Source organism: Polaribacter huanghezhanensis (genome assembly GCF_030444335.1).
GTDB classification, from domain to species: domain Bacteria; phylum Bacteroidota; class Bacteroidia; order Flavobacteriales; family Flavobacteriaceae; genus Polaribacter; species Polaribacter huanghezhanensis.
In genome coordinates this window covers 1190910-1216988 of record NZ_CP128595.1, presented here as the reverse complement: position 1 = coordinate 1216988, position 26079 = coordinate 1190910, and the positions used below count along the sequence as shown (strand labels likewise).

Annotated in this window: 27 protein-coding genes; 11 read left to right on the top strand and 16 right to left on the bottom strand. The window is 32.3% G+C overall.

Going from position 1 to position 26079, the window contains the following annotated elements; all coding sequences use genetic code 11:
* The first annotated feature begins 22 nt into the window (after window positions 1-22).
* The 3 genes from KCTC32516_RS05740 to KCTC32516_RS05730 are packed head-to-tail and all read left to right on the top strand — an operon-like array spanning window position 23 to window position 3587.
* Window positions 23-712 (top strand): glycosyltransferase family 2 protein, encoded by a 690-nt coding sequence (locus tag KCTC32516_RS05740; protein WP_301402624.1) that lies wholly within the window; start codon window positions 23-25, stop codon window positions 710-712.
* The gene (locus KCTC32516_RS05735) at window positions 709-2202 is read left to right on the top strand and encodes a cellulose synthase family protein (RefSeq protein ID WP_436410108.1); all 1494 of its coding nucleotides are present in this window, start codon (window positions 709-711) and stop codon (window positions 2200-2202) included. The genes KCTC32516_RS05740 and KCTC32516_RS05735 overlap by 4 nt, the downstream gene beginning before the upstream one ends.
* Complete coding sequence (locus KCTC32516_RS05730) at window positions 2202-3587, top strand: MptA/MptB family glycosyltransferase (RefSeq protein ID WP_301402623.1); 1386 nt, start codon at window positions 2202-2204, stop codon at window positions 3585-3587. Before KCTC32516_RS05735 ends, KCTC32516_RS05730 begins: the two co-directional genes overlap by 1 nt.
* Here the strand turns inward: KCTC32516_RS05730 and KCTC32516_RS05725 are convergent.
* Together KCTC32516_RS05725 and KCTC32516_RS05720 are read right to left on the bottom strand one after the other, a co-directional pair.
* On the bottom strand, window positions 3529-4485 hold the full coding sequence (locus KCTC32516_RS05725; protein WP_301402622.1) for a carbon-nitrogen hydrolase family protein: 957 nt from the start codon (window positions 4483-4485) through the stop codon (window positions 3529-3531). The two genes, KCTC32516_RS05730 and KCTC32516_RS05725, sit on opposite strands and share 59 nt — an antisense overlap.
* A 73-nt stretch (window positions 4486-4558) precedes the next feature.
* Complete coding sequence (locus KCTC32516_RS05720) at window positions 4559-5350, bottom strand: DUF2797 domain-containing protein (protein WP_301402621.1); 792 nt, start codon at window positions 5348-5350, stop codon at window positions 4559-4561.
* 113 nt (window positions 5351-5463) lie between these two features.
* Here KCTC32516_RS05720 and KCTC32516_RS05715 point away from each other — a divergent pair, with 113 nt between their 5' ends.
* Entirely contained in the window at window positions 5464-6999 is a 1536-nt protein-coding gene (locus KCTC32516_RS05715) for a GH3 auxin-responsive promoter family protein (protein WP_301402620.1), read from the top strand.
* 101 nt (window positions 7000-7100) lie between these two features.
* Here the strand turns inward: KCTC32516_RS05715 and KCTC32516_RS05710 are convergent, their stop codons facing one another.
* The 4 genes from KCTC32516_RS05710 to KCTC32516_RS05695 all read right to left on the bottom strand — a co-directional run bounded on the left by KCTC32516_RS05710 (window position 7101) and on the right by KCTC32516_RS05695 (window position 11685).
* The gene (locus KCTC32516_RS05710) at window positions 7101-8078 is read right to left on the bottom strand and encodes a polyprenyl synthetase family protein (protein ID WP_301402618.1); all 978 of its coding nucleotides are present in this window, start codon (window positions 8076-8078) and stop codon (window positions 7101-7103) included.
* Between the two features lie 117 nt (window positions 8079-8195).
* Window positions 8196-9233: a dual-specificity RNA methyltransferase RlmN gene (rlmN, locus tag KCTC32516_RS05705; protein WP_301402616.1), complete on the bottom strand. Its 1038-nt coding sequence runs from the start codon at window positions 9231-9233 to the stop codon at window positions 8196-8198.
* Between the two features lie 89 nt (window positions 9234-9322).
* The gene (queA, locus tag KCTC32516_RS05700; protein WP_301402614.1) at window positions 9323-10372 is read right to left on the bottom strand and encodes a tRNA preQ1(34) S-adenosylmethionine ribosyltransferase-isomerase QueA; all 1050 of its coding nucleotides are present in this window, start codon (window positions 10370-10372) and stop codon (window positions 9323-9325) included.
* A gap of 74 nt (window positions 10373-10446) precedes the next feature.
* Window positions 10447-11685 (bottom strand): 3-phosphoshikimate 1-carboxyvinyltransferase, encoded by a 1239-nt coding sequence (locus tag KCTC32516_RS05695; protein WP_301402613.1) that lies wholly within the window; start codon window positions 11683-11685, stop codon window positions 10447-10449.
* A gap of 42 nt (window positions 11686-11727) precedes the next feature.
* Between KCTC32516_RS05695 and KCTC32516_RS05690 the strand changes: the two genes are divergently transcribed.
* The gene (locus tag KCTC32516_RS05690; protein WP_301402611.1) at window positions 11728-14838 is read left to right on the top strand and encodes a WD40/YVTN/BNR-like repeat-containing protein; all 3111 of its coding nucleotides are present in this window, start codon (window positions 11728-11730) and stop codon (window positions 14836-14838) included.
* Window positions 14839-14916: 78 nt separating this feature from the next.
* On the opposite strand, the gene KCTC32516_RS05685 is transcribed toward KCTC32516_RS05690, so the two are convergent.
* A complete protein-coding gene (locus tag KCTC32516_RS05685; RefSeq protein ID WP_301402610.1) occupies window positions 14917-15165 on the bottom strand; it encodes a hypothetical protein in 249 nt (82 codons plus the stop codon).
* Entirely contained in the window at window positions 15165-15491 is a 327-nt protein-coding gene (locus tag KCTC32516_RS05680) for a nucleotide pyrophosphohydrolase (RefSeq protein ID WP_301402609.1), read from the bottom strand. The genes KCTC32516_RS05685 and KCTC32516_RS05680 overlap by 1 nt, the downstream gene beginning before the upstream one ends.
* Window positions 15492-15593: 102 nt before the next feature.
* Between KCTC32516_RS05680 and KCTC32516_RS05675 the strand changes: the two genes are divergently transcribed.
* The 3 genes from KCTC32516_RS05675 (at window position 15594) to KCTC32516_RS05665 (ending at window position 18594) form a co-directional block, all read left to right on the top strand.
* Window positions 15594-16013 (top strand): N-acetyltransferase, encoded by a 420-nt coding sequence (locus KCTC32516_RS05675; RefSeq protein WP_301402608.1) that lies wholly within the window; start codon window positions 15594-15596, stop codon window positions 16011-16013.
* On the top strand, window positions 16010-17077 hold the full coding sequence (gene rsgA / locus KCTC32516_RS05670; RefSeq protein ID WP_301402607.1) for a ribosome small subunit-dependent GTPase A: 1068 nt from the start codon (window positions 16010-16012) through the stop codon (window positions 17075-17077). The genes KCTC32516_RS05675 and rsgA overlap by 4 nt, the downstream gene beginning before the upstream one ends.
* 62 nt (window positions 17078-17139) lie before the next feature.
* Window positions 17140-18594: a M24 family metallopeptidase gene (locus tag KCTC32516_RS05665; protein ID WP_301402606.1), complete on the top strand. Its 1455-nt coding sequence runs from the start codon at window positions 17140-17142 to the stop codon at window positions 18592-18594.
* 3 nt (window positions 18595-18597) lie between these two features.
* Here KCTC32516_RS05665 and aat read toward each other — a convergent pair whose 3' ends face one another.
* From aat to KCTC32516_RS05650, 3 genes are all read right to left on the bottom strand, one after another.
* Window positions 18598-19260, bottom strand: a complete 663-nt coding sequence (gene aat, locus KCTC32516_RS05660; RefSeq protein ID WP_301402604.1) for a leucyl/phenylalanyl-tRNA--protein transferase — start codon at window positions 19258-19260, stop codon at window positions 18598-18600.
* 67 nt (window positions 19261-19327) lie between these two features.
* Entirely contained in the window at window positions 19328-19693 is a 366-nt protein-coding gene (locus KCTC32516_RS05655; RefSeq protein WP_301402603.1) for a DUF3127 domain-containing protein, read from the bottom strand.
* 8 nt (window positions 19694-19701) lie between these two features.
* Window positions 19702-20562, bottom strand: a complete 861-nt coding sequence (locus tag KCTC32516_RS05650) for a flavin reductase family protein (protein ID WP_301402602.1) — start codon at window positions 20560-20562, stop codon at window positions 19702-19704.
* Window positions 20563-20642: 80 nt separating this feature from the next.
* Here KCTC32516_RS05650 and KCTC32516_RS05645 point away from each other — a divergent pair, with 80 nt between their 5' ends.
* On the top strand, window positions 20643-21788 hold the full coding sequence (locus KCTC32516_RS05645) for a sensor histidine kinase (RefSeq protein WP_301402601.1): 1146 nt from the start codon (window positions 20643-20645) through the stop codon (window positions 21786-21788).
* A gap of 1 nt (window position 21789) precedes the next feature.
* Here the strand turns inward: KCTC32516_RS05645 and KCTC32516_RS05640 are convergent, their stop codons facing one another.
* The 5 genes from KCTC32516_RS05640 to greA all read right to left on the bottom strand — a co-directional run bounded on the left by KCTC32516_RS05640 (window position 21790) and on the right by greA (window position 24278).
* Window positions 21790-21981, bottom strand: coding sequence for a hypothetical protein (locus KCTC32516_RS05640; protein WP_301402599.1), 192 nt, complete (start codon window positions 21979-21981; stop codon window positions 21790-21792).
* Between the two features lies 1 nt (window position 21982).
* Entirely contained in the window at window positions 21983-22375 is a 393-nt protein-coding gene (locus KCTC32516_RS05635) for an HIT family protein (protein ID WP_301402598.1), read from the bottom strand.
* 95 nt (window positions 22376-22470) lie between these two features.
* Window positions 22471-23196, bottom strand: coding sequence for an iron-sulfur cluster repair di-iron protein (ric, locus tag KCTC32516_RS05630; RefSeq protein ID WP_301402596.1), 726 nt, complete (start codon window positions 23194-23196; stop codon window positions 22471-22473).
* 47 nt (window positions 23197-23243) lie between these two features.
* A complete protein-coding gene (locus tag KCTC32516_RS05625; RefSeq protein WP_301402595.1) occupies window positions 23244-23681 on the bottom strand; it encodes an RrF2 family transcriptional regulator in 438 nt (145 codons plus the stop codon).
* 123 nt (window positions 23682-23804) lie between these two features.
* A complete protein-coding gene (greA, locus tag KCTC32516_RS05620) occupies window positions 23805-24278 on the bottom strand; it encodes a transcription elongation factor GreA (RefSeq protein ID WP_301402594.1) in 474 nt (157 codons plus the stop codon).
* A 118-nt stretch (window positions 24279-24396) separates the two neighbouring features.
* On the opposite strand from greA, the gene KCTC32516_RS05615 reads away from it, so the two are divergent.
* Window positions 24397-24822: a hypothetical protein gene (locus KCTC32516_RS05615; protein ID WP_301402592.1), complete on the top strand. Its 426-nt coding sequence runs from the start codon at window positions 24397-24399 to the stop codon at window positions 24820-24822.
* 59 nt (window positions 24823-24881) lie between these two features.
* Window positions 24882-26045, top strand: a complete 1164-nt coding sequence (locus KCTC32516_RS05610) for a 5-(carboxyamino)imidazole ribonucleotide synthase (protein WP_301402591.1) — start codon at window positions 24882-24884, stop codon at window positions 26043-26045.
* Window positions 26046-26079 lie beyond the last annotated feature (34 nt).

The window sequence follows — 26079 nt, the reverse complement described above, 5'->3', positions numbered from 1 at the left end:
TGCCGAAACTTAAAAATTTTTAATGTCAATTATAAAAGTAATCATCCCTGCTTATAACGAGCAAGATTCTATTGCAAATGTCATTCATGATATTCCATCAATCGTGGATGAAATTATTGTGATTAGCAACAATTCTACTGATAATACTGAAGAAAATGCTAAAAATGCTGGAGCAACAGTTTTAAAAGAATCTAGAAAAGGTTATGGTTTTGCCTGTTTAAAAGGAATGGATTATATCGCAAATCAAAAAGTAAAACCAGCAATTATTGTTTTTTTAGATGGCGATTATTCTGATTACCCAGAACAATTAACAGAAATTGTTGCTCCAATTATCAATGATAACATCGATTTTGTAATTGGCGCAAGAGTAAAACGATTCCGAGAAACAGATTCTATGACGCCGCAACAAGTATTCGGTAATTGGTTAGCAACTTTTTTAATGAGCCTTTTTTTTGGTGCAAAATTTACCGATTTAGGTCCATTTAGAGCCATTAAATACGACAAATTAATAGCTTTAAACATGGAGGACAAAACCTACGGCTGGACCGTAGAAATGCAATTAAAAGCATTGAAACAAAAACTAACGTATGTAGAAATTCCGATGAAATACAGAAATAGAATTGGCGTTTCTAAAGTTTCTGGAACTGTAAAAGGAAGTGTGATGGCAGGAGTTAAAATATTAGGTTGGATTTTTAAATATAGTTTTAAATGATTGTAGTTGCGTATATAATTATAGCGATTTATACCATTGCTTTGGTACTCATTTTTATGTACGCCATTGCACAACTCAACCTGCTTTTTAATTATTTAAAAGCGCAAAAAAACAAAGACACTTCAGAAAGATTTAATTTTTCTAATCCGAATGAAATTCCGTTTATAACCATTCAACTTCCTGTGTATAATGAGTTGTATGTAATGGAACGTTTGTTAACGAATATTGTAAAATTAAAGTACCCAAAAGACAAATTAGAAATTCAGGTGTTGGATGATTCTACAGATGAATCTGTTATTTCTACATCGAAGCAAATAAAAGAGCTTCAAAAATCTGGAATCGACATTAAACACATCCAAAGAACCAACAGAAAAGGCTTTAAAGCTGGAGCGCTAAAAGAAGGTTTAAAAAATGCAAAAGGGCAATTTATTGCCATTTTTGATGCTGACTTTTTACCCAAAGAAAATTGGTTGTTAGAAACCATTCCGTATTTCAAAAACCCAGAAATTGGCGTTGTTCAAACACGTTGGGGACATATCAACAGAAATTATTCTACACTTACAAGAATTCAAGCTTTTGCATTGGATGCACACTTTACGTTAGAACAAGTTGGGCGAAATAGCAAAAACCATTTCATAAATTTTAACGGAACTGCGGGTGTTTGGCGAAAAGAATGTATTTATGATGCTGGTAATTGGGAAGGCGACACATTAACTGAAGATTTAGATTTAAGTTATAGGGCGCAGTTAAAAAATTGGAAATTTAAATATTTAGAACACGTAGAAACTCCTGCTGAATTACCCGTTATTATTAGCGCAGCAAGATCGCAACAGTTTAGATGGAACAAAGGCGGCGCAGAAAATTTTCAAAAAATGGCAAAGCGAGTTTTGTCTAATAAAAACGTTCATTTTAAAACAAAAATCCACGGAATTTTACATTTACTAAATAGCACTATGTTTTTAAATGTTTTAATTGTAGCCGTTTTAAGTATACCCATGTTATATATTAAAAATGAATATGCACATTTAAAAAACTACTTTTATATGATGAGTTTCTTTGTGATAAGTTCTTTCATATTTTTAATTTGTTATTGGTTTATGTTTCGGAATATTTATGGTGGTGGATTTAAAAATTTCTTAAAATATCTTGTTACTTTTTTTACCTTTTTTTCTATTGCGATGGGATTTTCCTTACACAATTCAATAGCCGTTTTAGAAGGTCATTTTGGTAAAAAAAGCGATTTTATTAGAACGCCAAAATTCAATATTAATTCATTAAAAGACAGCTGGAAAAACAACAAATACATTTCTAAAAAAGTATCGGTTCATGTAATTTTAGAAGGATTTTTAGCCTTGTATTTTGCATTTGGAATGTACAGCGCTTTTGTGGTTGGAAATCAAGGTGGAGATTTTGGTTTGTTTCCTTTTCATTTGATGTTGTTTTTAGGATTTGGCTACGTGTTTTTTAAATCTATTTTTTCTAAAGCATAATGGTTTTCAGCAGAAAAAATACAGGATTTATAATTGCAGTAATTCTTACAATCATTCTTTATTTTTTATTTGCATTTTATGTAGAAAGAACTCAATTTTCAATGGTGTTGTTTTTATATATTTCGCTATTTGCAACATCATTTTACATCCTAAAAAAAGGAAAAGAAAACACGAAGTTGTTAACCAGTTTATCCATTTTATTTCGGTTGATTTTCTTGTTTTCAATTCCAAATTTATCACAAGATTTTTACCGTTTTATTTGGGACGGAAGAATGCTTTTCGAAGGATTGAATCCGTATTTATATTTACCAGAAAACTTTATCAATCAACACGAATTTCCAGTAAACCAAGCAACAGAATTGTATGCCGAAATGGGAACTTTAAACGGCAGTCATTTTACCAATTATCCGCCGTTAAATCAATTGAGTTTTTATATCGCATCACTTTTTGCTGGCAACAGTATTTTAGGTTCAGTAATTGTGTTTAGACTTCAACTAATTTTAGCAGATATCGGAATTATTTACTTTGGAAAAAAAATCTTAGAAAAACTACAATTACCAATTCACAACATCTTTTTATATGCATTAAATCCGTTTATCATAATTGAATTAACTGGAAACATTCATTTTGAACCTGTGCTGTTGTTCTTTTTAATTTGGAGTTTGTATTTGCTTTTTAAACACAAATGGATGTGGGCTGCATTATTATTAGCTTGTTCTATTTCTGTGAAATTAATTCCGTTATTATTTCTACCATTATTTTATCAATGGTTTGTAAAAAGATCTCTCGACTTCGCAGGAATGACAAAACTATTTGTGTTCTATCTAATTATTTTCACAACAATTATATTACTTTTTCTACCCTTTTACAATTCAGAATTGATTGAAAATTATTTTAATTCTGTTGGATTGTGGTTTAGAAGTTTCGAATTTAATGCAAGTTTTTATTATATTTTTAGAGAAATTGGATACCTGTTTAGAGGTTATAATGAAATTGCTGTCATCGGAAAAATCATTCCGGTTTTAGCAATTGTGTTTTTAGGGTTTATCACTTTTTTTAGAAAAAATAAAAGTCCGAAAGAACTCATTACTGGGTTGTTATTCGGATTGTCTTTTTATTACTTTACCACAACAACGATGCATCCGTGGTATTTAGCAACTTTAGTTTTGTTGTCTGTTTTTACCAAATATCGTTTTCCAATTGTTTGGAGTTTGGTAATTATATTCAGTTACCAAGCCTACTCTAATCTTCCTTGGAAAGAAAATTTGTGGTTTGTTGGCCTAGAATACACAATCGTTTATGGATTTTTAATTTGGGAATTGTTTTTTAAAAATCATCATAAGAAACAGTACTTTGACGCTCACGATTCACATGCAATTTCGTAACATCTGGACGCGAATAATGCCCAACACAATCAAAATTTTGACGTTCTTCTAGCACACGATTAAAATCTAAAGTTTCAATAATCAAACCTTCTTTATTAATCACTGGTTCCACCAACCATTCTCCATTTGGAGAAGCAATACAAGAACCTCCGTTTGCTAAAATATCTGGCGCATCTTTGATGATTTTGTCAACATGTGGCGTTTCTTTTGGGAAATCAGTCTTTGCCATTAAACTAGAAACTGAAATTACAAAAGAACGAGATTCTCTTGCGATAAATCGTGTGATATCTTTGGTATTATGATCGCTTCCAGGCCAAACTGCAATGTGTAAATTTTCTCCCAAACCATACAAAGCAGTTCTTGGCAACGGCATCCAATTTTCCCAACAATTCAATCCACCAACTGTAAATTCTTTTAAAGGATGTACTTGCAAACCATTTCCGTCTCCTGGCGCCCACGTTAAACGCTCATCAAAAGTTGGTTGTAATTTTCTATGAACAGATTTTATTTCTCCTTCTTGATTGATATAAACCAACGAAGCATAAATACTATGTCCGCCTCTATTTTCTGCACGTTCCATAATCCCTAGATAAATAGAAATCTGATGTTTTTTCGCCAATTCACAAACCGAATTTAATTCGCCTTTTTCAATCGTGATAGAATTACGAACATAATGAGCATGAATTTCTTTTTGAACTTTCGAATCCCATTCTGCGCCGTTTGTTAACGCAATCCAAAATGGATACCCTGGCAATAATGCTTCTCCAAAAACAATGAGTTCGCAGTTTTCTTTGGCAGCATCAATAATTGATTTCTCAATCTTTTGAAGTGTTTTTTCTTTGTTCAACCAAACGGGTGAAATTTGTGCTAGTGCTACTTTTAGGATGTTGTTTTTCATTTTTCAATTACAAAGTTAAAAGAGTAACAAAGTCACAAAGTTGAGCAATTGTTACATTAAAAAATTAATTCATTTACATATTAATACTTACCACCAAACCTTCATTTGCTCTGACATTAAAAACGGTTTCGTCTTCAAAAATTAAATATTGTCCTTTTATACCCACTAACGTTCCTGTATAAGAATGTTCCTTTACCAAGTTTAAACTTTTTGGTTTTAGCGGATATTTATCCACCGGAAAATTCAAATTGGTTTCTGTATTATTTTCTATAAAATATTTTTTTGCTTCATCCGGAATGTATTGGGCTAATTTGTTTCTCCATGCTACCAAGTTTTCATCCACAATATCATTCTTTAACATTTTTCGCCAATTGGTTTTATCGGCAACAAATTCTTTCAAGGCTACTTCTGTAATTCCGGCTAAATATCTGTTTGGCACTTCTACAATTTCAATCGCTTCATGTGCGCCTTGATCTATCCAACGCGTCGGAACTTGTTGTTTTCTAGTGACACCAACTTTTACATTGCTAGAATTTGCTAAATACACAATATGCGGCTTTAATTGCACTTGTTTTTCGTATTCTAAATCTCGGTCTTCGATTCCTAAATGTGCGGTACTTAATTCTGGTCTCATTATCCAATCGCCAGCAGTTGGAGTTTCAAAAAAACAGTTTTTACAAAATCCTTGTCGGTAAATTTCTTTGTTTAAATGACAGTTTAAACATTCGTATTTTACAAAGGTCATTGTAATGGTTTTACCCAATAACTGATTCATATTTAAGAAGTCGTCACCCAATTCTAAATAATATTGAATGATCTCTAAATTTTCTGTGGGCATTTTTTTTAAGACTCCTTGATATTGCATACAACTATTTTTAGTATTTTTAACTCCGTTGATAATCGACAACAAACAAACTTACTATAAAAAAGCAAGTTTTAAGAATTTTGTATTCATAAATTAAACGAGAAACAAACCAAATGGCATTTCCTTTCGTAAACTCAATTATTTCTTGGTTTTTAAAAAAACGAAAGCATCAAATGGAGCTGTTTTTAAAGTATCCTTTAGATGTTCAAGACGAATTGTTGCTTAAATTATTGGATACTGCTCAGAATACAGAATTTGGAAAAGCACATTATTTTTCATCCATTAGAGATTATACAGATTTTACAAACGCCGTTCCGATTCAGAAATACGAAACTTTTGAGCCATTAATAGAACGTTGTAGAAGAGGAGAACAAAATATTTTTTGGCCAACTCCAATAAAATGGTTTGCAAAGTCTAGCGGAACTACGAATGCCAAAAGTAAATTTATTCCTGTGAGTGATGAAGCGTTGGAATATTGTCATTTAAAAGCCGGAAAAGACATGTTGTGCTTGTACATTAACAACAATGAAGACACACAATTATTTACTGGAAAAGGATTAAAGCTTGGTGGAAGTTCAGCAATTTATGAAGACAACAATTCGTATTTCGGAGATTTATCAGCAATTATTACAGAAAATCTTCCTTTTTGGGCGGATTTTAGTTCTGCTCCGAGTCAAGAAACAGCATTAATGAGCGAATGGGAAACCAAAATGGACGCCATTGTTGAGGAAACTATTCATGAAGACATTACCAGTTTAGTGGGCGTACCAAGTTGGATGTTATTATTGTTAAATCGTGTGTTAGAAAAAACAGGAAAAGACACTATTTTAGAAGTTTGGCCAAATTTAGAAGTCTATTTTCATGGCGGCGTCAATTTTAATCCATACAGAGAACAATACAAAAAACTGATTCCGAAAGCCGATTTTAAATATTACGAAACCTATAATGCATCCGAAGGATTCTTTGGATTACAAGACAGAAATAATTCACTAGAATTGTTGTTAATGTTAGATTACGGAATCTTCTATGAATTTATTCCGATGGATGCTTACGAAGGAGAAAATTCGAAAACAATTCCGTTATCAAAAGTAAAAAAGAACGTAAACTACGCCATGGTAATTACTACAAATGGCGGTTTGTGGCGCTATTTAATTGGCGATACTGTAAAATTTACATCAACAAATCCATATCGCATAAAAATTACAGGAAGAACCAAACATTTTATCAATGTTTTTGGTGAAGAATTGATTATTGAAAACACAGAAGATGCTTTAAAATTAGCGTGTAAAAAAACAAAAGCTACCATTACAGATTATACGGTTGCTCCTATTTTTATGGAAGGAAAATCTAGTGGCGGACACGAATGGATTATTGAATTTAAAAAAGCACCCAAAAGTTTAGATTATTTTACCGAACTGTTAGACAATGCGTTAAAGTCTATCAATTCTGATTACGAAGCAAAACGTTATCATAATATGACATTGGATTTGCCGAAAATTCATGTTGCAGAAAAAGGATTATTTTACAATTGGCTCAAACAAAAACAAAAATTAGGCGGACAACACAAAGTGCCAAGGTTGTCTAATAAAAGAGATTTTGTTGAAGAATTATTAAAAATCTCTGTAAACCAACAAAGTGCACATTTATAAACGAATTTTGTTCTTGGCAACTACTATTCTAAGGTACACTTTGTTTTATTAGTTTACTTGTTAATTAAACGAGTAAGCTTTAAATTTGTAACAATCAGCAATTACACTTTACGCTCCACAACATAATCAATCATTTGTAAAAGTGAATCTTTATACGCTGATTTTGGATAGTTTTCTAAAATAGTCAACGCTCTATTTTTGTAATCGTTCATTTTAGAAATGGTGTATTCAATTCCCCCATTTTCTTTTACAAAAGTGATGACTTCTTTTACTCTTTTTTGGTCTTTATTGTGTTTTTTTACCGAATTGATGATCCAGTTTTTATCTTTTTCTGAACACGTGTTTAAGGTGTAAATTAAAGGCAAGGTCATTTTTTGCTCCTTAATGTCGATTCCGGTTGGTTTGCCAATTTTGTCATCGGTATAATCAAACAAATCGTCTTTAATTTGAAATGCAATTCCGATATATTCTCCAAACTTTCTCATTTGTTGAACCGTTTCTTGGTTTGCACCAACAGAAGCAGCTCCGATTCCACAACAAGCAGCAATTAAAGTTGCTGTTTTCTTACGGATAATTTCAAAATACACCTCTTCGGTAATATCTAATTTTCGTGCTTTTTCTATTTGTAGTAATTCGCCTTCACTCATTTCGCGAACGGCAATAGAAATCAATTTTAACAAATCAAAATCTTCGTTATCAATAGAAAGCAACAATCCTTTAGACAATAAAAAATCGCCCACTAAAACGGCAATTTTATTTTTCCAAAGTGCGTTTACAGAGAAAAAACCTCTTCTTCTATTGCTGTCGTCAACCACATCATCATGTACCAAAGTAGCAGTATGAATCAGTTCTACAACAGAAGCTCCACGATATGTTCGTTCGTCAAAACCGCCATCAGAAACCATTTTTGCAACTAAAAAAACAAACATCGGACGCATTTGTTTTCCTTTTCGTCGAACAATATAATAGGTAATTCTGTTTAGTAACGGAACTTTGGTAAGCATCGATTCTTTGAATTTCTCTTCAAAGAGTTCCATTTCGTTTTTAATAGGAAGTTTTATTTGCTCTACTGGTTTCATAATGTTTTTACTTGTCACCTTGAGCGCAGTCGAAAGGTCAGTAATTTAAAATCAAAAGTAAGGAAATTTTCCCTTATAAAAAGTTCTCGACTGCGCTCAAACAGACATCTAGTTTCTCTATGATTTATTCGCCAATTGACCACAAGCTGCATCGATGTCTTTTCCTCTAGAACGACGCACATTTACTACAATTCCGTGCATTTCTAAATTAGAAATATAATTGTTGATTGCTTGCGGACTTGCTTGTTGAAACTCTCCATCATCAATTGGATTGTATTCTATCAAATTGACTTTACATGGCACGTAACTACAAAACTGAATCAATGCTTCAATATCTTCTTTTCTGTCGTTAATTCCTCCCCAAACAACATATTCGTAGGTGATTCTTCGTTGTGTTTTTTCGTACCAATATTCTAAGGATTCTTTTAAATCTTTCAACGGAAACGTTGCATTAAACGGCATAATGGAAGTTCTCACTTCATCAATTGCAGAATGTAAAGAAACTGCTAAGTTAAATTTCACATCGTCATCTGCCATTTTTTTGATGATTTTTGGAACGCCAGAAGTAGAAACTGTAATTCTTTTTGGCGACATTCCCAATCCTTCTGGAGATGTAATTTTTTCAATCGATTTGATCACATTATTGTAATTCATTAGGGGTTCTCCCATTCCCATAAACACAATATTTGATAATTTATGATTGTAATACAATAAACTTTCTTTGTTGATTGCGGCAACTTGATCGTAAATTTCATCAGGATTTAAGTTTCGCATTCTTTTTAAACGCGATGTTGCACAAAACTTGCAATCTAAACTACAACCAACTTGACTAGAAACACAAGCTGTTGTTCTAGTATCCGTAGGAATCAACACAGACTCTACCACCAAACCATCGTGTAAACGAACGGCGTTTTTTACAGTACCGTCTTTACTACGCTGAATATTATCAACTTCAATATGATTGATGACAAAGTTTTCTTGTAACATTTCTCTGGTTTCCAAAGAAATATTTGTCATGTCTTCAAAAGAATGCACCACTTTTCCCCACAACCATTCGTACACTTGATTGCCACGAAACGCTTTATCTCCGTTTTCTACAAAAAAAGCTCGTAATTGATCTTTGGTTAATGCGCGTATGTCTTTCTTTTTTTTCACCCTTAAAAATTAAGTTGTAAAGTTAAAATAAAAAACTGGTAGCTTAAAAAGTACCAGTTTTTCAATTCTTGAATTTTTTAATCTTCAAATTATATAATCAACATTGCGTCTCCGTAAGAAGAGAAGTTGTATTTTTCTTTAATTGCTACTTCGTATGCTTCCATTACAAAATCGTAACCACCAAAAGCGGCAGCTTGCATTAATAACGTCGATTTAGACTTATGAAAATTTGTAATCATACAGTTTGCAATGCTAAATTCGTACGGAGGGAAAATAAATTTATTTGTCCAACCTTCAAAAGCATTCAATCTTCCGTTTGATGACACAGACGATTCAATTGTACGCATTACTGTTGTACCAACAGCACAAACTCTTTTCTTATTGGTTAAAGCGTCGTTAATTCTTTTTGATGTTTCATTAGAAATAACGATTTGCTCAGAATCCATTTTATGTTTCGATAAATCTTCTACTTCAACTGGAGCAAAAGTTCCCAAACCAACATGCAAGGTAACTTCAGAAAAATCGATACCTTTAATCTCTAAACGTTTCATTAAATGTTTAGAAAAGTGCAATCCTGCTGATGGTGCAGCAACTGCTCCTTCATGTTTTGCATAAATTGTTTGGTACCGCTCTGTATCTGATTCTTCTACAGGTCTGTCAATTTCTTTAGGCAACGGAGTTTGTCCCAATTCCAATAATTTTGCTCTAAATTCTTCATAAGAACCATCAAATAAAAATCGTAACGTTCTACCTCTAGAAGTTGTATTATCAATTACTTCTGCAACTAAACTGTCATCTTCTCCAAAAAACAATTTGTTTCCAATTCTAATTTTTCTTGCTGGATCTACCAAAACATCCCACAATCTGTTTTCTTGATTTAATTCTCTCAACAAAAACACTTCGATACGTGCTCCGGTTTTTTCTTTATTTCCAAACATTCTTGCAGGAAATACTTTTGTGTTATTCAAAACCATCACATCACCTTCATCAAAATAATCAATAAGATCTTTAAATCTTTTGTGTTCTATAGTTTTTTCTTTTCTATTTAACACCATTAAACGAGATTCATCTCTGTGTTCTGCTGGAAATTTTGCCAATAATTCATCTGGCAAATCAATATTAAAATGCGATAATTTCATGTAGTTATTTTTCTAAGAATGCTGGCAAATATACGACATCGAAATAGGCGTTGTCAAGTGTTTTGCGGTTTAATTTAATTTGGGTCTATTTGAAAACCAATTTGTTGCAGATCTTTCCAAAAATTTCGATACGATTTTGTGACCACACTGGCGTCTAAAATTGTTATTGGAACTTTGATTGCTAAAGGAGCAAAAGCCATTGCCATTCTGTGATCTTTATAGGTTTCTATGGCAATATTTGGGTTGATTTTTGTAGATTCTTTTAACGTTAAACTATCATTTGTCACAGAGATTATTGCACCTAATTTTGTCAATTCATTTTCTAAAGCAACCAATCTATCAGTTTCTTTGATTTTTAACGTGTGCAAACCCGTTAACTCACAAGAAATTCCCAATCCAAAACAAGTAACAGCAATAGTTTGCGCAATGTCTGGCGCGTTACTCAAGTTTTGAATTATGCCTTTTGAAACATGAGTTTTCTTTTTAGTTAATACAATTGAATCTTCTTTAAAAGTAGTTGAAACACCGAAATGTTGATAGATTTCTGCCAAACAAGAATCGCCCTGTAAACTATTTTCTTTGTAAGATGATAATGTGATTTCTGAACCAACAGCACTCAGAGCAATAAGGCTGTAGAAATACGAAGCCGAACTCCAATCAGATTCTACGATTATCCTTTTTGTTATTGATGAATGAAAAGGTTTTACAGTGATTTTATTTTCTATAAAACGGGCTTCAATTCCAAGTTCTTGCAATAAACTCAACGTCATATTTATATACGGAACCGAAGTAATTTTACCTAACAATTCAATTTCTAAACCTTTTGGTAAACTAGCAGCAATCAGCATTAATGAAGAAATATATTGACTACTTACATCTCCGTTAATTTGAACTTTATCTTTAACCAGCTTCGTTCCTTTTATGCGAATTGGTGGATAGCCAATTTTACTTTCATAAGAAATATTTGCACCCAAATCCTGTAATGCGTTTACCAAAATTTCAATAGGTCTGTTTTGCATTCTTTTAGAGCCCGTTAATACAACTTCTCTTCCTTCTTTGATCGAAAAATAAGAGGTTAAAAAGCGCATTGCTGTTCCGGCATGACCAATATCAATGGTTTCATCCGAAGAATTTAATGCTTTTTCTAAATATTTAGAATCATCAGAATCTGATACATTTTCTATTTCTAAACCATCAATTAGCTGTTGTAAAATTAACAATCTGTTTGATTCACTTTTAGAACCAGAAATAGCAATTTCTGCGTTTAGTTTTGTTTTATTTGTTAATAGATGAAAAATCAAAGTTCTATTCATTAAAAATTTGTAATTTTAGAAACAATAACCAAACTAACATTTATGAAAAACTTAATTTTATCTGTGGCGATACTTCTAATTGCTACTAGCCACAAAGTTAATGCACAAAAGAATACCACCAAATTTTCTGAGGAAAATTATAGTGCAATAAAATGGCGAAATATTGGCCCATTTAGAGGTGGAAGAAGTGCTGCTGTTACTGGCGTTTCTGGAAAATCAAATTTATTTTATATGGGTTCTACCGGTGGTGGAGTCTGGAAAACTACGGATGCAGGGAATTCTTGGGCTAATATTTCTGATGGTTTTTTTGGCGGATCAGTTGGATCTGTTGCGGTTAGCGACTGGGATAACAATGTCATTTATATTGGTACTGGTGAAGTTACCGTAAGAGGAAATGTTTCTTCAGGAGACGGAATTTGGAAAACTGTTGATGCAGGAAAAACATGGAAACACATGGGGTTGCCAAACTCTAGACATATTCCAAGAATTCGAATTCATCCTAAAAACTCAGATATTGTCTATGCAGGTGTCATGGGAGATCTATACAAATCTTCTGAAGAACGGGGTGTCTATAAATCTATGAATGGTGGAGAAACATGGAGAAAAGTGTTATTTGCAAACAAAGATGCTGGTGTAGTTGATTTAATCATCGATCCAAACAATGCTCGTATTTTATACGCAACAACCTGGAATATTAGAAGAACACCATACAGTTTATCTAGTGGTGGAGATGGTTCTGCTTTATGGAAAAGTACAGATGGTGGAGAAACCTGGAACAATATTTCTGAAAACAAAGGATTGCCAAAAGGGATTTGGGGAATTAGCGGTGTTGCTGTTTCTCCAGTAAATTCTGATTTTGTTTGGTTATTAGTAGAAAATAAAGATGGTGGAGTTTATAAATCTGAAGATGCCGGAAAAACTTGGAAACTAATTAATAGCGAACGAAAACTAAGACAAAGAGCTTGGTATTATACACGTATTTATGCTGATACAAAAGACGAAAATATCATTTATATTTTAAACGTAAACTATCATAAATCTACAGATGGCGGTAAAACATACAAAACATTTAATGCTCCACATGGAGATCATCACGATTTATGGATTGCTCCAGAAGACAATCAACGAATGATTATTGGCGATGATGGTGGCGCACAAATTTCTTTTGATGCAGGCATCAACTGGTCTACAATGAACAATCAACCTACAGCGCAATTTTACAGAGTTGTAACCGATAATCATTTTCCCTATCGGATTTATGGAGCACAACAAGACAACTCTACGGTACGTATTTCTCATAGAACTGGAGGACGGTTTATTACCGATAGAGATTGGGAATCTACAGCTGGTGGAGAAAGCGCACATATTGCTATAGACCCAAATAATAACGATATTGTGTATGGTGGAAGTTATAGTGGTTTTTTAACACGAAAAAATCATAAAACGGGTGAAGCTAGAGCAATTAATGTTTGGCCAGATGATCCAATGGGACACGGAGCTGAAGATTTTAAATATCGCTTTCAATGGAATTTTCCAATTCTATTTTCTCCAAATCAAAAGAACAAATTATACGCTGCTTCAAATCATTTACATGTAACCTATAATGAAGGTCAATCTTGGGAATTAATCAGTCCAGATTTAACGAGAAATGACCCTAAAACATTAGGTCCTTCAGGCGGACCAATCACCAAAGACAATACAGGTGTAGAATATTACGGAACTATTTTTGCTATTGCAGAATCTCCATCAGAAAAAAATCTTATTTGGACAGGTTCAGATGATGGATTAGTTCACGTAACTAGAGATGGCGGAAAAAGCTGGAAAAATGTGACTCCTAAAAAAATGCCCGAATGGATGATGATTAATTCAATCGAGATAAATCCGTTTGAAAAAGGGAGCGTTTATATTGTAGGAACAAAATACAAGTCTGGAGACTACAAACCATATATCTACAAAACAGAAAACTACGGAAAATCATGGAAATTATTGGTTAACGGAATTGGAGACGAAGACTTTACAAGGACATTAAGAGCTGACCCAAAACGCAAAGGGCTATTGTATGCAGGTACAGAAAGAGGAATGTATATTTCATTTGATGATGGAAAGAATTGGGAGAAATTTCAATTGAATTTGCCGATTGTTCCTATTACAGATTTGGCTATTAAAGACGATAATTTAATTGCGGCTACACAAGGGAGAGCTTTTTGGATTATTGATGATTTAACGCCAATCCATCAACTTACAACCAACACAAATAAAGAAAAGGTTACGTTGTTTACTCCAAAAGCCAGTTATCAACTAAGTGGAGGAAATGGTAAAACTTCTAAAACACAAGGAATCAATCATCCTGGTGGGGTTGCGGTATATTTTAATGTAAACGAGTTTACTAAAAAAGACACTGTTTCAGTATCCTTTTATGATGCTTCTAAAAAAGTAATTCAAAAATTTAGCAATCATCCAAATACAAAAGAAAACGAAAAAAAATTAGCTGTTAAAAAAGGAAGCAATGTGTTTTATTGGAATATGATGTATCCTGATGCGACGAAAGTGAAAGGAATGATTTTGTGGTGGGCTTCTTTAAACGGACCAATGGCATTGCCTGGAAACTATACCGTTAGTTTATCTGTAAATAAATCTATTATCGAAAAACCATTTACCATTTTAAAAAATCCTGTTTCTGAAAATTCTTTAGCAGACATGAAATTGCAATTCGATTTTATCAATGACATCAATAAAAAAATATCAGAAATACATAAAGCACTGATTAACGTTGGAAAAGTAAAAGCGCAAATTAAAACATTAAAAAGCGCTATTAAAGACAAGCAAAAAAATAAAGAATTGTTGTCTTTTGCTGACGAGTTGGCTAAAAAAATCACAAAAATTGAGACTACTTTGTATCAAACAAAAAGTAAAAGCGGACAAGATCCGTTGAATTTCCCAATCAGATTGAACAATAAGTTAGCCCATTTAAATTCGCTAACAAGAATGGGCACATATAAACCAACCGACCCAGCTATTGCTTTTAAAAATGAGATTGTTAGAGATATTGATAAGGAATTGTCAAAATTATATGTATTATTTAACAACGATGTAAAACAGCTCAACCAAAAGGTAAAAGACAATCAAATAGATTTAATTCAATTAGATAAATAAAAATAATTTCAATGTCCGCTCGATGAGACATTTTAAAACAAAAAAGAGGCTTTAAAAAAGCCTCTTTTTTTTTATGATTTATTTTGTTTTTCTAATTGTCATATACAACGCATACAAAAAGCTAATTCCAATTTTAAAGCCCCAAAAGCGTTGCCATTTCCCTTCAGTAAAATTCACTTCATTTACTTCTGCAAAATCGCCAGCAAAAATAGCTCTCCAACTCGTCATAAATAACGAAATGAGTGTTACAAATAGCAAAAACGGAAGCGCAATTTTTAAAAAATTTATCCAGAACCCTGGAGATTTTAGTTTTTCTAATATGGTCATTATTGTAGTTTTTTATTATTGTGATGTCTATCGTGATCTCGTGTTGTTTTAACCGCTAGTTTTTTATCAAAAGCTGCTTGTAAGTCTACTCCGGTTTGATTTGCCAAACACAAAGTCACAAACAAAACATCTGCCAATTCTTCTCCTAAATCTTTTGATTTATCCGATTCTTTTTCGCTTTGCTCACCATAACGTCTCGCAATAATTCTTGCTACTTCTCCAACTTCTTCTGTCAATTGCGCCATGTTTGTTAACTCGTTAAAATAACGAACTCCGTGGTTTTTAATCCAATCGTCAACTTGCTTTTGTGTGGTTTTTATTCCCATGAATTGTAGTTTTCCTTTTAAATATTCAAAGATACAATTCTTTCTATATCTTTTGTTTCATACTATTGAATATGATAACTTAGCTCGATTTAAATTTAAAAAATGATTAGAAAATATAACGAAACTGAAATTCCAAGGTTATTAGAGATTTGGGAAAACGCAGCTTTAATAGCGCATCCTTTTTTAAGTGATGAGTTTCATCAAATGGTAAAAAAAGCTATGAAAGAAATGTATTTACCAAATTCTAATACGTGGGTTTATGAAGAATCTGGAAACATTCTTGGTTTTATTGCGATGTTGAATAACGAAATTGGCGGTTTATTTGTTGATCCAAATCAACAATCAAAAGGAATTGGAACTGCACTTGTAAATCACATGAATCAATTCCATGACACCTTAGAAGTAGAAGTTTTTGAAGAAAACAAAATCGGAAAACCTTTTTACGAAAAACACGGTTTTAAAGTCATTAAAGAATATGTGATGAAAGAAACCAATCAGAATGTTTTAAGAATGCGAAAATGACGTTAGAAAATTTAGGATACACAACCGAATTAGAAAATTATCGAATTAAAAATGACTTGTCAAATTTTAAGGTTGCTCGGGTAATCACAGAACATAAAGAACGTTATGTTGTGAAAAATGAAACTGGAGCTTTCGAAGCCGAGTTGATAGGTAATTTGCGTTTTAATTCTCAAGATCGAAGTGATTTTCCTGCTGTTGGCGATTGGGTTGCAATATCTGAATACGACACCAACAAAGCATTAATTCATCATGTTTTTAAAAGAAACTCTAAAGTAGAAAGACAAGCTGTTGGCAGACATGGCCAGAAACAACTAATCGCAACAAATATTGATGTTGGCTTTATTGTACAAGCGGTAAACAGAGATTTTAATATCAACAGATTAGAACGTTACTTAACCATTTGTAACGCTTCTAATGTTGCTCCAATTATTATTTTAACGAAGATTGATTTGATTTCTGAAACTGAATTAGAATCCATCTTAAAAGAGGTTTCTAACCGAATACAAAACACAGAAATTATTCCGATTAGCAACGAAACCAATATTGGAATAGAGGTACTAAAATCAAAAATAGAAAAAGGAAAAACGTATTGTTTATTGGGTTCATCTGGCGTAGGTAAATCAACATTACTAAATAGTATTTCTGGAGAGGGACTGATGAAAACTGGCGCAATTAGCGAAAGTGTTGATAGAGGAAAACATGTTACAACACACAGAGAACTAATCGTTTTAGAAAGCGGTGGAATTATTATTGACAATCCCGGAATGCGAGAAATTGGAATTACTGAAAATTCTAGCGGGTTAGAATTAACTTTTGAAAGTATCCTTGCAGTGTCTGATGAATGTCGTTTTTCTGATTGCTCCCATGTTCACGAGAATGGTTGTGCGATTTTAGACGCCATTGAAAATAGTAAAATTGATAAAGATAGTTATGACAACTATTTAAAAATGGAACGCGAAAAACAATTCTTCGAATCCACGACACAAGACAAGAAAAAGAAAGATAAAAACCTTGGAAAACTAATAAAATCAGCTCAAAAAAATAAAAAGAGAAATAAATATTAAAAATATCTTAAATTGCTTCTTATTATGTAACAGCATAAAAACGCTAACCTAATTTAATAAGTATGAAAACGAACTACTTCTTTAAAGCATTTTTTTTATTTTCTTTCTTAACACTAATAAGTATTCAAGCCCAAGAAAGACACTATTATCAAACAGATTTTTCTATTCAAGATTTTAACGAAAGAAGAGCTAAAATATTTGACGCAATTGGTACAAACGGAATTGCTTTAATTCAAGGAGCAAGAAGTGTAGATGGGTTTGAAGCGCTTAGACAAACAAATACTTTTTATTATTTAACAGGAATTGAAACTGGTCATGCGTATGTATTATTCAGTGGAAAAAGAAAAACCACAACGTTGTATTTACCTCACAGAGATATTGGAAGAGAACGCAGTCAAGGAAAAATATTATCCGCAGAAGATACAGAAATAATCATCAAACTAACAGGAGTAAATCAAGTAAAAGCGATTGAGTTTTTATCGTCTGATTTAGCTGGATCCGGGTTGATAAAAGATGGAGTTTCCATTTTATACACACCATTAAGTCCTGCAGAAACAGGAACAGACAGTAGAGACGAATTGGTTCACGGGCATGCAAGAGCAGCTTCAGATCCTTGGGACGGACAAGCTTCAAGAGAATCGCATTTTAAAAAATTATTAAACGAACGTTTTCCTCAGTTTGTAATCAAAGATTTATCACCAACTTTAGATGACATGCGCTTGATAAAAAGCAAAAAAGAAATTGAAATTATTAGAAAAGCTACACAAATTGCAGGTTTGGCAATTATAGAAGCGATGAAATCTACCAAAGCTGGAGTGTATGAATATCAATTAGCAGCGGCAGCAAAATATATTTTTTATCAACACGATGCACAAGGAGATGCATATCCAGCAATTATTGGTGGAGGAACAAATGCTTTTATGGGGCATTATTTTCATAAAACGGATGTGTTAAAAAATGGTGATTTGGTGTTGATGGATTACGCTCCAGATTATAAATATTATACAAGTGATGTTACTAGAATTTGGCCTGTAAACGGAAAATTTGACAAAGCACAAACTGCTTTATACGAATACATCATTGCATATAAAGATGCTTTATTTAAATACATAAAACCTGGCGTAACTTCTAACGAAGTTTTAGACAATGCAGCAGCAGATATGAAAGAGTATTTAAAGGGAAAAACCTTTGCAAATCCGAATCATTTAAAAGCAGTGCAAAAGGGTGTCAAATTTAGAGGGCATTTTCAACATCCAGTAGGAATGGGGGTTCATGATGTTGGGCGCGTTCGTGGAAAACTTTTAAAAGAAGGAATGGTTTTTACAATTGATCCTATGATTTGGATTCCAGAAGAACGCTTGTATGTTAGAATTGAAGATGTTGCTTTGGTAACTGCAACTGGCGTAGAAAACATGAGTGCTTTTGTGCCAACAACCATTAAAGAAATAGAGAAAACAATGAAAGAAAAAGGAATTACAGAATTTAGACCTGCTGAAAAGTTGCCGCTAAAGAATTAAAATTTAAAGCTGTTTTAAAAAGGCTTTCCTAGAAATTTCTACAGCGCCTAAACTTGCCAAATGATCATTATACACTTGGCAATCTATCAATTTGTAATTATGCTTGTCTTGAGCGGAGTCGAAAGATTGGACTAAATGTATAAACGCTAATTTTGATGCATTGCTTACCAAACTAAACATGCTTTCTCCACAAAAAACTCCATTTTCTAAATCAATTCCGTATAAACCTCCAACCAAAACTTGTTTTTTTGCAGCAGTATCGTAAAACCAAACTTCTACCGATTTTGCGATTCCTTTTTTATGTAGATTGATGTAGGCTTGTTCCATTTCATCAGTAATCCAAGTTCCAAAATCATCGTTTCTAAGAATGTGTTTGCAATTGAAAATGACTTCGTTAAAAGCAGTATTTTCTGTAATTGTAAAATTTCCTTTTTTGATGATTTTTTGCATCGATTTAGAAATTTTTAATTCCCCTGGATATAAGACCATTCTTTTTGGCGGACAATACCAAACAATTGGGTCGTCATCAGAATACCAAGGGAAAATTCCGTTTTTGTACGCTAATACCAATCGTTCTTCAGACAAATCTCCACCCAAAGCAATTACACCTTCTTCAGAAGCAGTTTCGGGTTTTGGAAATTCAATTTTATCTGTAAGCCAAATCATTTTTCAAAAGTATTAAAAATAAAAAAGCAACCAAATTTGGTTGCTTTTAAAAATTGTAATGGTTTTCCTAAAAAGGTAAATCGTCTGGCTCTGCAGAAGTTGTATTATCAGCTGGTTGAAATTGATCTACTGGAGGTAAATCTTGTGGCGCTGCAGCTTGCATTGCCTCGATTCTCCAACCTTGTATCGCGTTAAAATATTTTGCAACTCCTTCTGGATTGATCCATTCTCTACCACGTAAGTTGATAGAAACTTTTACATCTTGTCCAACTTTATAGCTGTTTAATAAATCACATTTATCTTGTACAAACTCAATCATTATCATCTGTGGATATTGCTCATCTGTTGTTACAACTAGTTCGCGTTTTCTAAATCCGCTAGTTCCAAAAGTTTGTTCTTCGTTAATTAATTTGATTTTTCCAATTACTTCCATGTCTTATTTTATTTTATTAAAAGTACTTTCCATGCACTTTCTACATCGTTTTTTTCTAAAAAGGCTTTGGCAAATGTATGTTTTTTTGTGGTTTCTAACCCAATAAATTGTGGATTGACTTTTGCAAAGTTATCAACATTTTCTTGAGTTGGCATTTGTTCTACGTTTCCTAAAACACCAAAATTATTTCCTGTTAAAATGGTACTTTCTCTAATTTCTATCGGAATTGCATCTACTCCAATTCCCAACGTAGAAATTGGTTTTGGAATTTCGAAAAAACCTTCTTTGGCTCTCGAATAATAACTTCCGCCAGCTCTTGCAACCAAATCAATTTTATGTTGATCAATGGCTCCGTTTTCATCCAAAATAGCTTCATCAATATGTAATTTTACCACTTCGCAAATAATTAAATTTCCAGCGCCACCTTCTTTTCCTAAATGGATAATTTCATTTATTTTACATTCAAACTGCACTGGAGATTCTGCAACTCGAAATGGCTTTACAACATCCGATTTTAACATCGTAAAACCTGCTTTTTCAAATTCGTTTACGCCTTTTGCATATTCTGTACTACTCAATGACATTTGTTGAACAATATCATAATTTACTACATTTATAACAACTTCTTTTGTTTCCATCGCATTCTCTAAAGTATGCTTTGTCGTATTCCCTCGGACTCTACGAGCTGGAGAAAAAATTAAAATTGGCGGATTTGCACTAAACACATTAAAAAAACTAAACGGCGATAAATTCGGATTTCCATCTGCATCAATTGTACTTGCAAAGGCAATGGGTCTTGGTGCAATTGCACCTAATAAATATCCGTGTAATTTACCTGTTGCTATTTCTTTTGGATCTATAGAAATCATTTTTATCTTTTTTAATACTGTAAATATACTATCATTTTATAAAATGGGTTATGTTATAATATAGATTATATTTGTAATAGATGAGCTTTTTTAAAAATACTGTGCTAACCAAACGAATAGTCATATTTGTCTTATTTGTTATTGTTTCTTTAATTCTTTGGAACACGTATATTTTCTTTCAAAAATTTAAGCAAGAAGAACGTGCTAAAATGGAAATTTTAGCTTCTGCAATTAAAGAATTAGCAACGAATACCGATTTAGATGCAAGTGTTAATTTAGAAACAAAGATTTTTGAAAACATCACAAATATTCCATCAATTCAAGTAAATAAAGATGGGACTATTAATTCTTGGCGAAATTTAGATTCTACAAAAACAAGTAACCCTAAATATTTACAATCTCAATTAGAGATTATGAAAAGTCAAAATAAACCGATAGAAATAAAATATTTGGACATCACCGAGTATGTGTATTATCGAGATTCTGATTTATTAGACAAGCTTACTTATTATCCGATTGCATTAATTTTAATTTTGCTATTGTTTTTAACGGTGATTTACATGTTGTTTTCTTCTAATAAAATTGCAGAACAAAATAGACTTTGGACAGGAATGGCAAAAGAAACTGCGCATCAAATTGGCACGCCATTATCTTCTTTATTGGGTTGGATAGAACTCTTAAAGTTAGAAAACATAAACCAAAAGCATATTTCAGAAATGGAAAAAGATATTGATCGGTTAAATACGATTGCAAACCGTTTTTCTAAAATTGGATCTAAACCAGAACTACAACAACATAATATTGTAATGGTTACCAAAACTGCTGTTGATTATTTAAAAAGCAGAAGTTCAAAACAAGTCCTTTTTGATTTCAATCCTAAATTTGAACACCTCTTTTCTACTATTAATATTGAACTTTTTGGTTGGGTAATTGAAAATTTGATTAAAAATGCTATTGACGCAATGAAAGGAAAAGGAAAAATTACCATTTCTATTTCAGAAAAAGACAAATGGATTCAAATTACCGTTTCTGACACCGGAAAAGGAATTCCGAAATCGCAGTTTAAACAAATATTTAAACCTGGTTTTACGACAAAAAAACGTGGTTGGGGTTTAGGTTTATCACTTTCTAAACGTATTGTTGACGAATATCACCACGGAAAAATATTCGTAAAAAAATCTGAAATTAATAAAGGAACAAGTATTCAGATTTTATTAAAAAAGTAAATTATTTTTTTTCTTCTTTATAATTTTTTCGCATCGTATATCCAAAAATAATTCCTCCAAGTATCCAAATCGGAATTGCAATTAAAATTCTTTTTAAAGAAATTTCATCACCAACTATTGCCGGCCATACAAATGTCATAATTACAAACATAAATAATCCCCAAAGCAGTCCTACTTTCATCCATTTTTTCATCTTAAATGTTTTTAGCAATTTCATCAGCAAGTTTTACAAAATCTTCGTGCTGCATCTTTAATTTTTTACTCGTAAAATTAATATCTGAAACTCTATTAATCGGAATTAAATGTACGTGTGCGTGCGGAACTTCCAACCCAACTACAGACATTCCAATTCTATTACAAGGAATTGTTTTTTCTAAGGCTTTGGCAACTTTTTGTGCAAACTGCATTAAACCTAAATACGTTTCAGCATCTAAATCAAAAAGTTTGTCCACTTCTTTTTTAGGAATTACCAATGTGTGCCCTTTTGCATTTGGATTGATATCTAAAAACGCATAAAAATAATCGTCTTCTGCTATTTTATACGACGGAATTTCTTGGTTGATAATCTTTGTGAAAATACTACTCATAATTCAGCAATTGGTCAATGAATCTCAAAGATAAAAAAAAGCAGTAACACAATTAGGGATTGTTACTGCTTTCTCAAATATTTAGAGGTGTTTTTTTAATTCGATAATTCTTGTTCTAATTTAATTCCTCTTTTAAACAAGATATTATTTTCTAAATGAATGTGTTTATGTAAATCTTCCTCAAATTCTTTTAACATAGAAAATGCAACTTTATACGTGGTACATCCATCCGAAGGTGGCGTATAATTATTTGTTAATTCTGCAATTCTTCTAAACCGTTCTCCTTCTACATCGTGTTCGTGATGCATCATTGCAATTGGGTTTTCTACCGTTCCAAAATTTGGTTTTTGATAAACTCCTCCTTCTTTTTTTAGTTTTGCTAATTTCTTAAAAAACGGAAATAAAATTAATTCCTCTTTTTTCATGTGCTTTGTCAACTCATCGGCAGAACCAAAAAACAAATCTCTGATTTCAAATAATTCTGGATGTCTCTCGCCATGAACCTTGCTAATTTTAGCTACATATTGTTTAATCGCCGGAATGCTTTTTTCTACATACGCATGATGCGTTTCTACAACATAATCAGATAAAAAATCGATTCCCCAATTTTGATATAAACTAGATTGATCTTCTTTGGTTTTTAATTGATTTTCTAAATCTTCTAAAACTTCGTCTAAACTGATTCCTTTTTTTTCTGTAACAGTTGCTAAACTTCTGTTACCATTGCAGCAAAAATCTATTTTATATTTGCTAAAAACGGCTGCGGCATTGTAATTCTCTGCAACAATATCGCTTACTAATGTGTCTGCTTGTAATTTCATAATTTATTATTTAAGACATTTTTATCCTTTATTATTTTAATTTTTTTTTAAGCTCTTTTTAACCACGTAATTCCATTGTCAATTCCAATAGCTAAATCGTATAAATTAGTGTTTTCTAACATTGTTTTTAATTCTGTTCGCACTTTTACAAACTGATCATGAACAGGACAAGGAAACTGATCATCACATTGTTTTAAACCCAAACCACAACCGGTATACACTTTATCGCCATCTAAAACGGCAACAACACCTGCCAAGGTTTGCTTTTTTAAATTTTCTTTGGCAATTAGAAATCCGCCAGTTGGACCTTTGGTAGATGCTATAATGTTTGCTTTTGATAATTGTTGTAATATTTTTGCTGTAAATGCAGAAGGAGAATCTATTTCTTGCGCAATTTCTACCAAGCTAACTTTTGTGTTAGAAAGAGAACTTTGTGCTATAAATAGCACTGCTCTTAAACCATATTCGCAAGATTTTGAAAACATTTATTCTTTTTTATGTTACAAAGATATTCATTTTTTTATAAAGGACAAACATATCCTCTATTGTTTTTTAGTAAAAAAAACCTCATCAAATTGACAAGGTTTTTAAAATTATTTTGATAAATATTATCTAGAAATCTCTATAATTTCAAACTTCATGATTCCGTTTGGAACTTGAATTTCTGCAATTTCACCAACTACTTTTCCTAACAAACCTTTTCCGATGGGAGAATTCACAGATAGTTTTCCGTTTCTAACATCAGATTCAGAATCTGCAACCAAGGTATAGGTAAATTCCATTTTATTGGCAGTATTTTTGATTTTCACTACAGAATGTATCAATATTTTTGACGTGTCTAATTGAGATTCATCAATAATTCTTGCATTAGAAACCACATTCTTTAATTTCGCAATCTTAAATTCTAAATGAGATTGCTCTTCTTTTGCTGCATGATATTCTGCATTTTCACTTAAATCTCCTTTATCGCGTGCATCAGCAATTTCTTGCGTAACTCTTGGACGCTCTACATGTTCTAAATGCTCTAATTCTTCTTTTAACTTTTTAAGTCCTTCTGGCGTATAATATGATACTTCACTCATAATCGTATAGTTTTAAAATACAAAATCTCATTACCGTTTTATCAGAATGAGATTCAGTTACAAATGTACAAAATATTTGTAACTTGCCATCGTTTTAATATCACACAAACATTTATCAATGAAAAAAATCTTTTTTGCTTTCATAGCCATTCTAGTTTTTAGTCATTGTTCATCAAGTTTTCAAAACAACGACATATTACCGTACGTTCAAATTAATGAAACGATAGATTTAAGTTTGCCAGAATTTATAGACTTAAATGTTCCTGGAAATTGGGCTTATGGAAGTGGCGGAATTAAAGGCATCATTATATATAATATCAACGGAACACAATTCAAAGCTTTTGAACGTACTGCTCCGCATATTCAGCCAAGTGCTTGTTCTCAAATGGTTGTAGAAAATGGATTAAGAATGAAATGCCTATGTGATGACAGTGAGTTTAACATCTTAAACGGTGCTCCATTAACGGCTGGAATCACGTATTCTGCCAGAGAATATTTAGTAACCAATTTAAATGGGACTGTTTTACGAATCACGAACTTTTAGTAGTTCTAAATCAAATAGATTGTTATTTTTGCAGGAACAATACACAACACATTTATATAGTGAAAAATTATTTTTCTTCCGATTTTAAATTAGGCGTTTTAGGCGGCGGGCAATTAGGGAGAATGTTACTTGCCGAAACTCAAAAATACGATATTTACACCGCAATTTTAGACGCTTCACCAGAAGCGCCTTGTGCACAAATTTGCAACGAATTTCATGTAGGAAATTTATTAGATTTTGATGCTGTTTATAACTTCGGAAAACTGGTGGATGTTTTAACCATAGAAATTGAACATGTAAATATTGATGCTTTGTATCAATTGGAAAAAGAAGGATTGAAAATTTATCCGCAACCTTCTGTGATAGAAATTATTCAGCACAAAGGAAAACAAAAAGATTTTTTTGTTGAAAATAAGATTCCAACTTCACCTCATCAACGATTTGCAACAAAAAACGAATTAATTGCTGCTTTTGAAGGCAACAAATTTCAAATTCCTTTTGTATGGAAATCTGCACAATTTGGATACGACGGAACTGGCGTAAAAGTAGTTCGTACAAAAAACGATATTCAGAATTTAGCAGATACCGATTGTATTATTGAACAATTGATTCCGTTTAAAAATGAATTGGCAGTAATTGTTGCAAGAAATGCTGATGGAGACGTAAAAACATATCCTGTGGTAGAAATGGAATTTCATCCAGAAGCCAATCAAGTTGAATATGTAATTTGTCCTGCAAGAATTGATGAAAAAGTCGCAAAAAAAGCAAGAGAAATCGCTTTAAAAGTTGCAGCATCTTTTAAACATGTTGGCTTATTGGCTGTGGAAATGTTTCAAACAGAAAATGATGAAATTTTAATCAATGAAGTGGCGCCAAGAACACATAATTCTGGGCATTATTCGATTGAAGCTTCTTATACAAATCAGTTTGAACAACACCTTAGAACGGTTTTAAATCTTCCTTTAGGAAATACCGATAGCAAAGTTGCCGGAATTATGGTAAATTTGGTGGGTGAAGAAGGTTTTTCTGGTGATGTTATTTACGAAAACATTGAAAAAGTGTTACAAATTAATGGCGTTACTCCGCATATTTACGGAAAAAAAACAACAAAGCCTTTTCGTAAAATGGGACACGTAACTATTGTTGACACCAATATTGACAACGCAAGAAAAACGGCTCAAAAAGTAAAAGAAACAATTAGAGTAATTAGCAAAAACAATTAACAGTAAACAATAATCAGATGTCATTGATAACTGA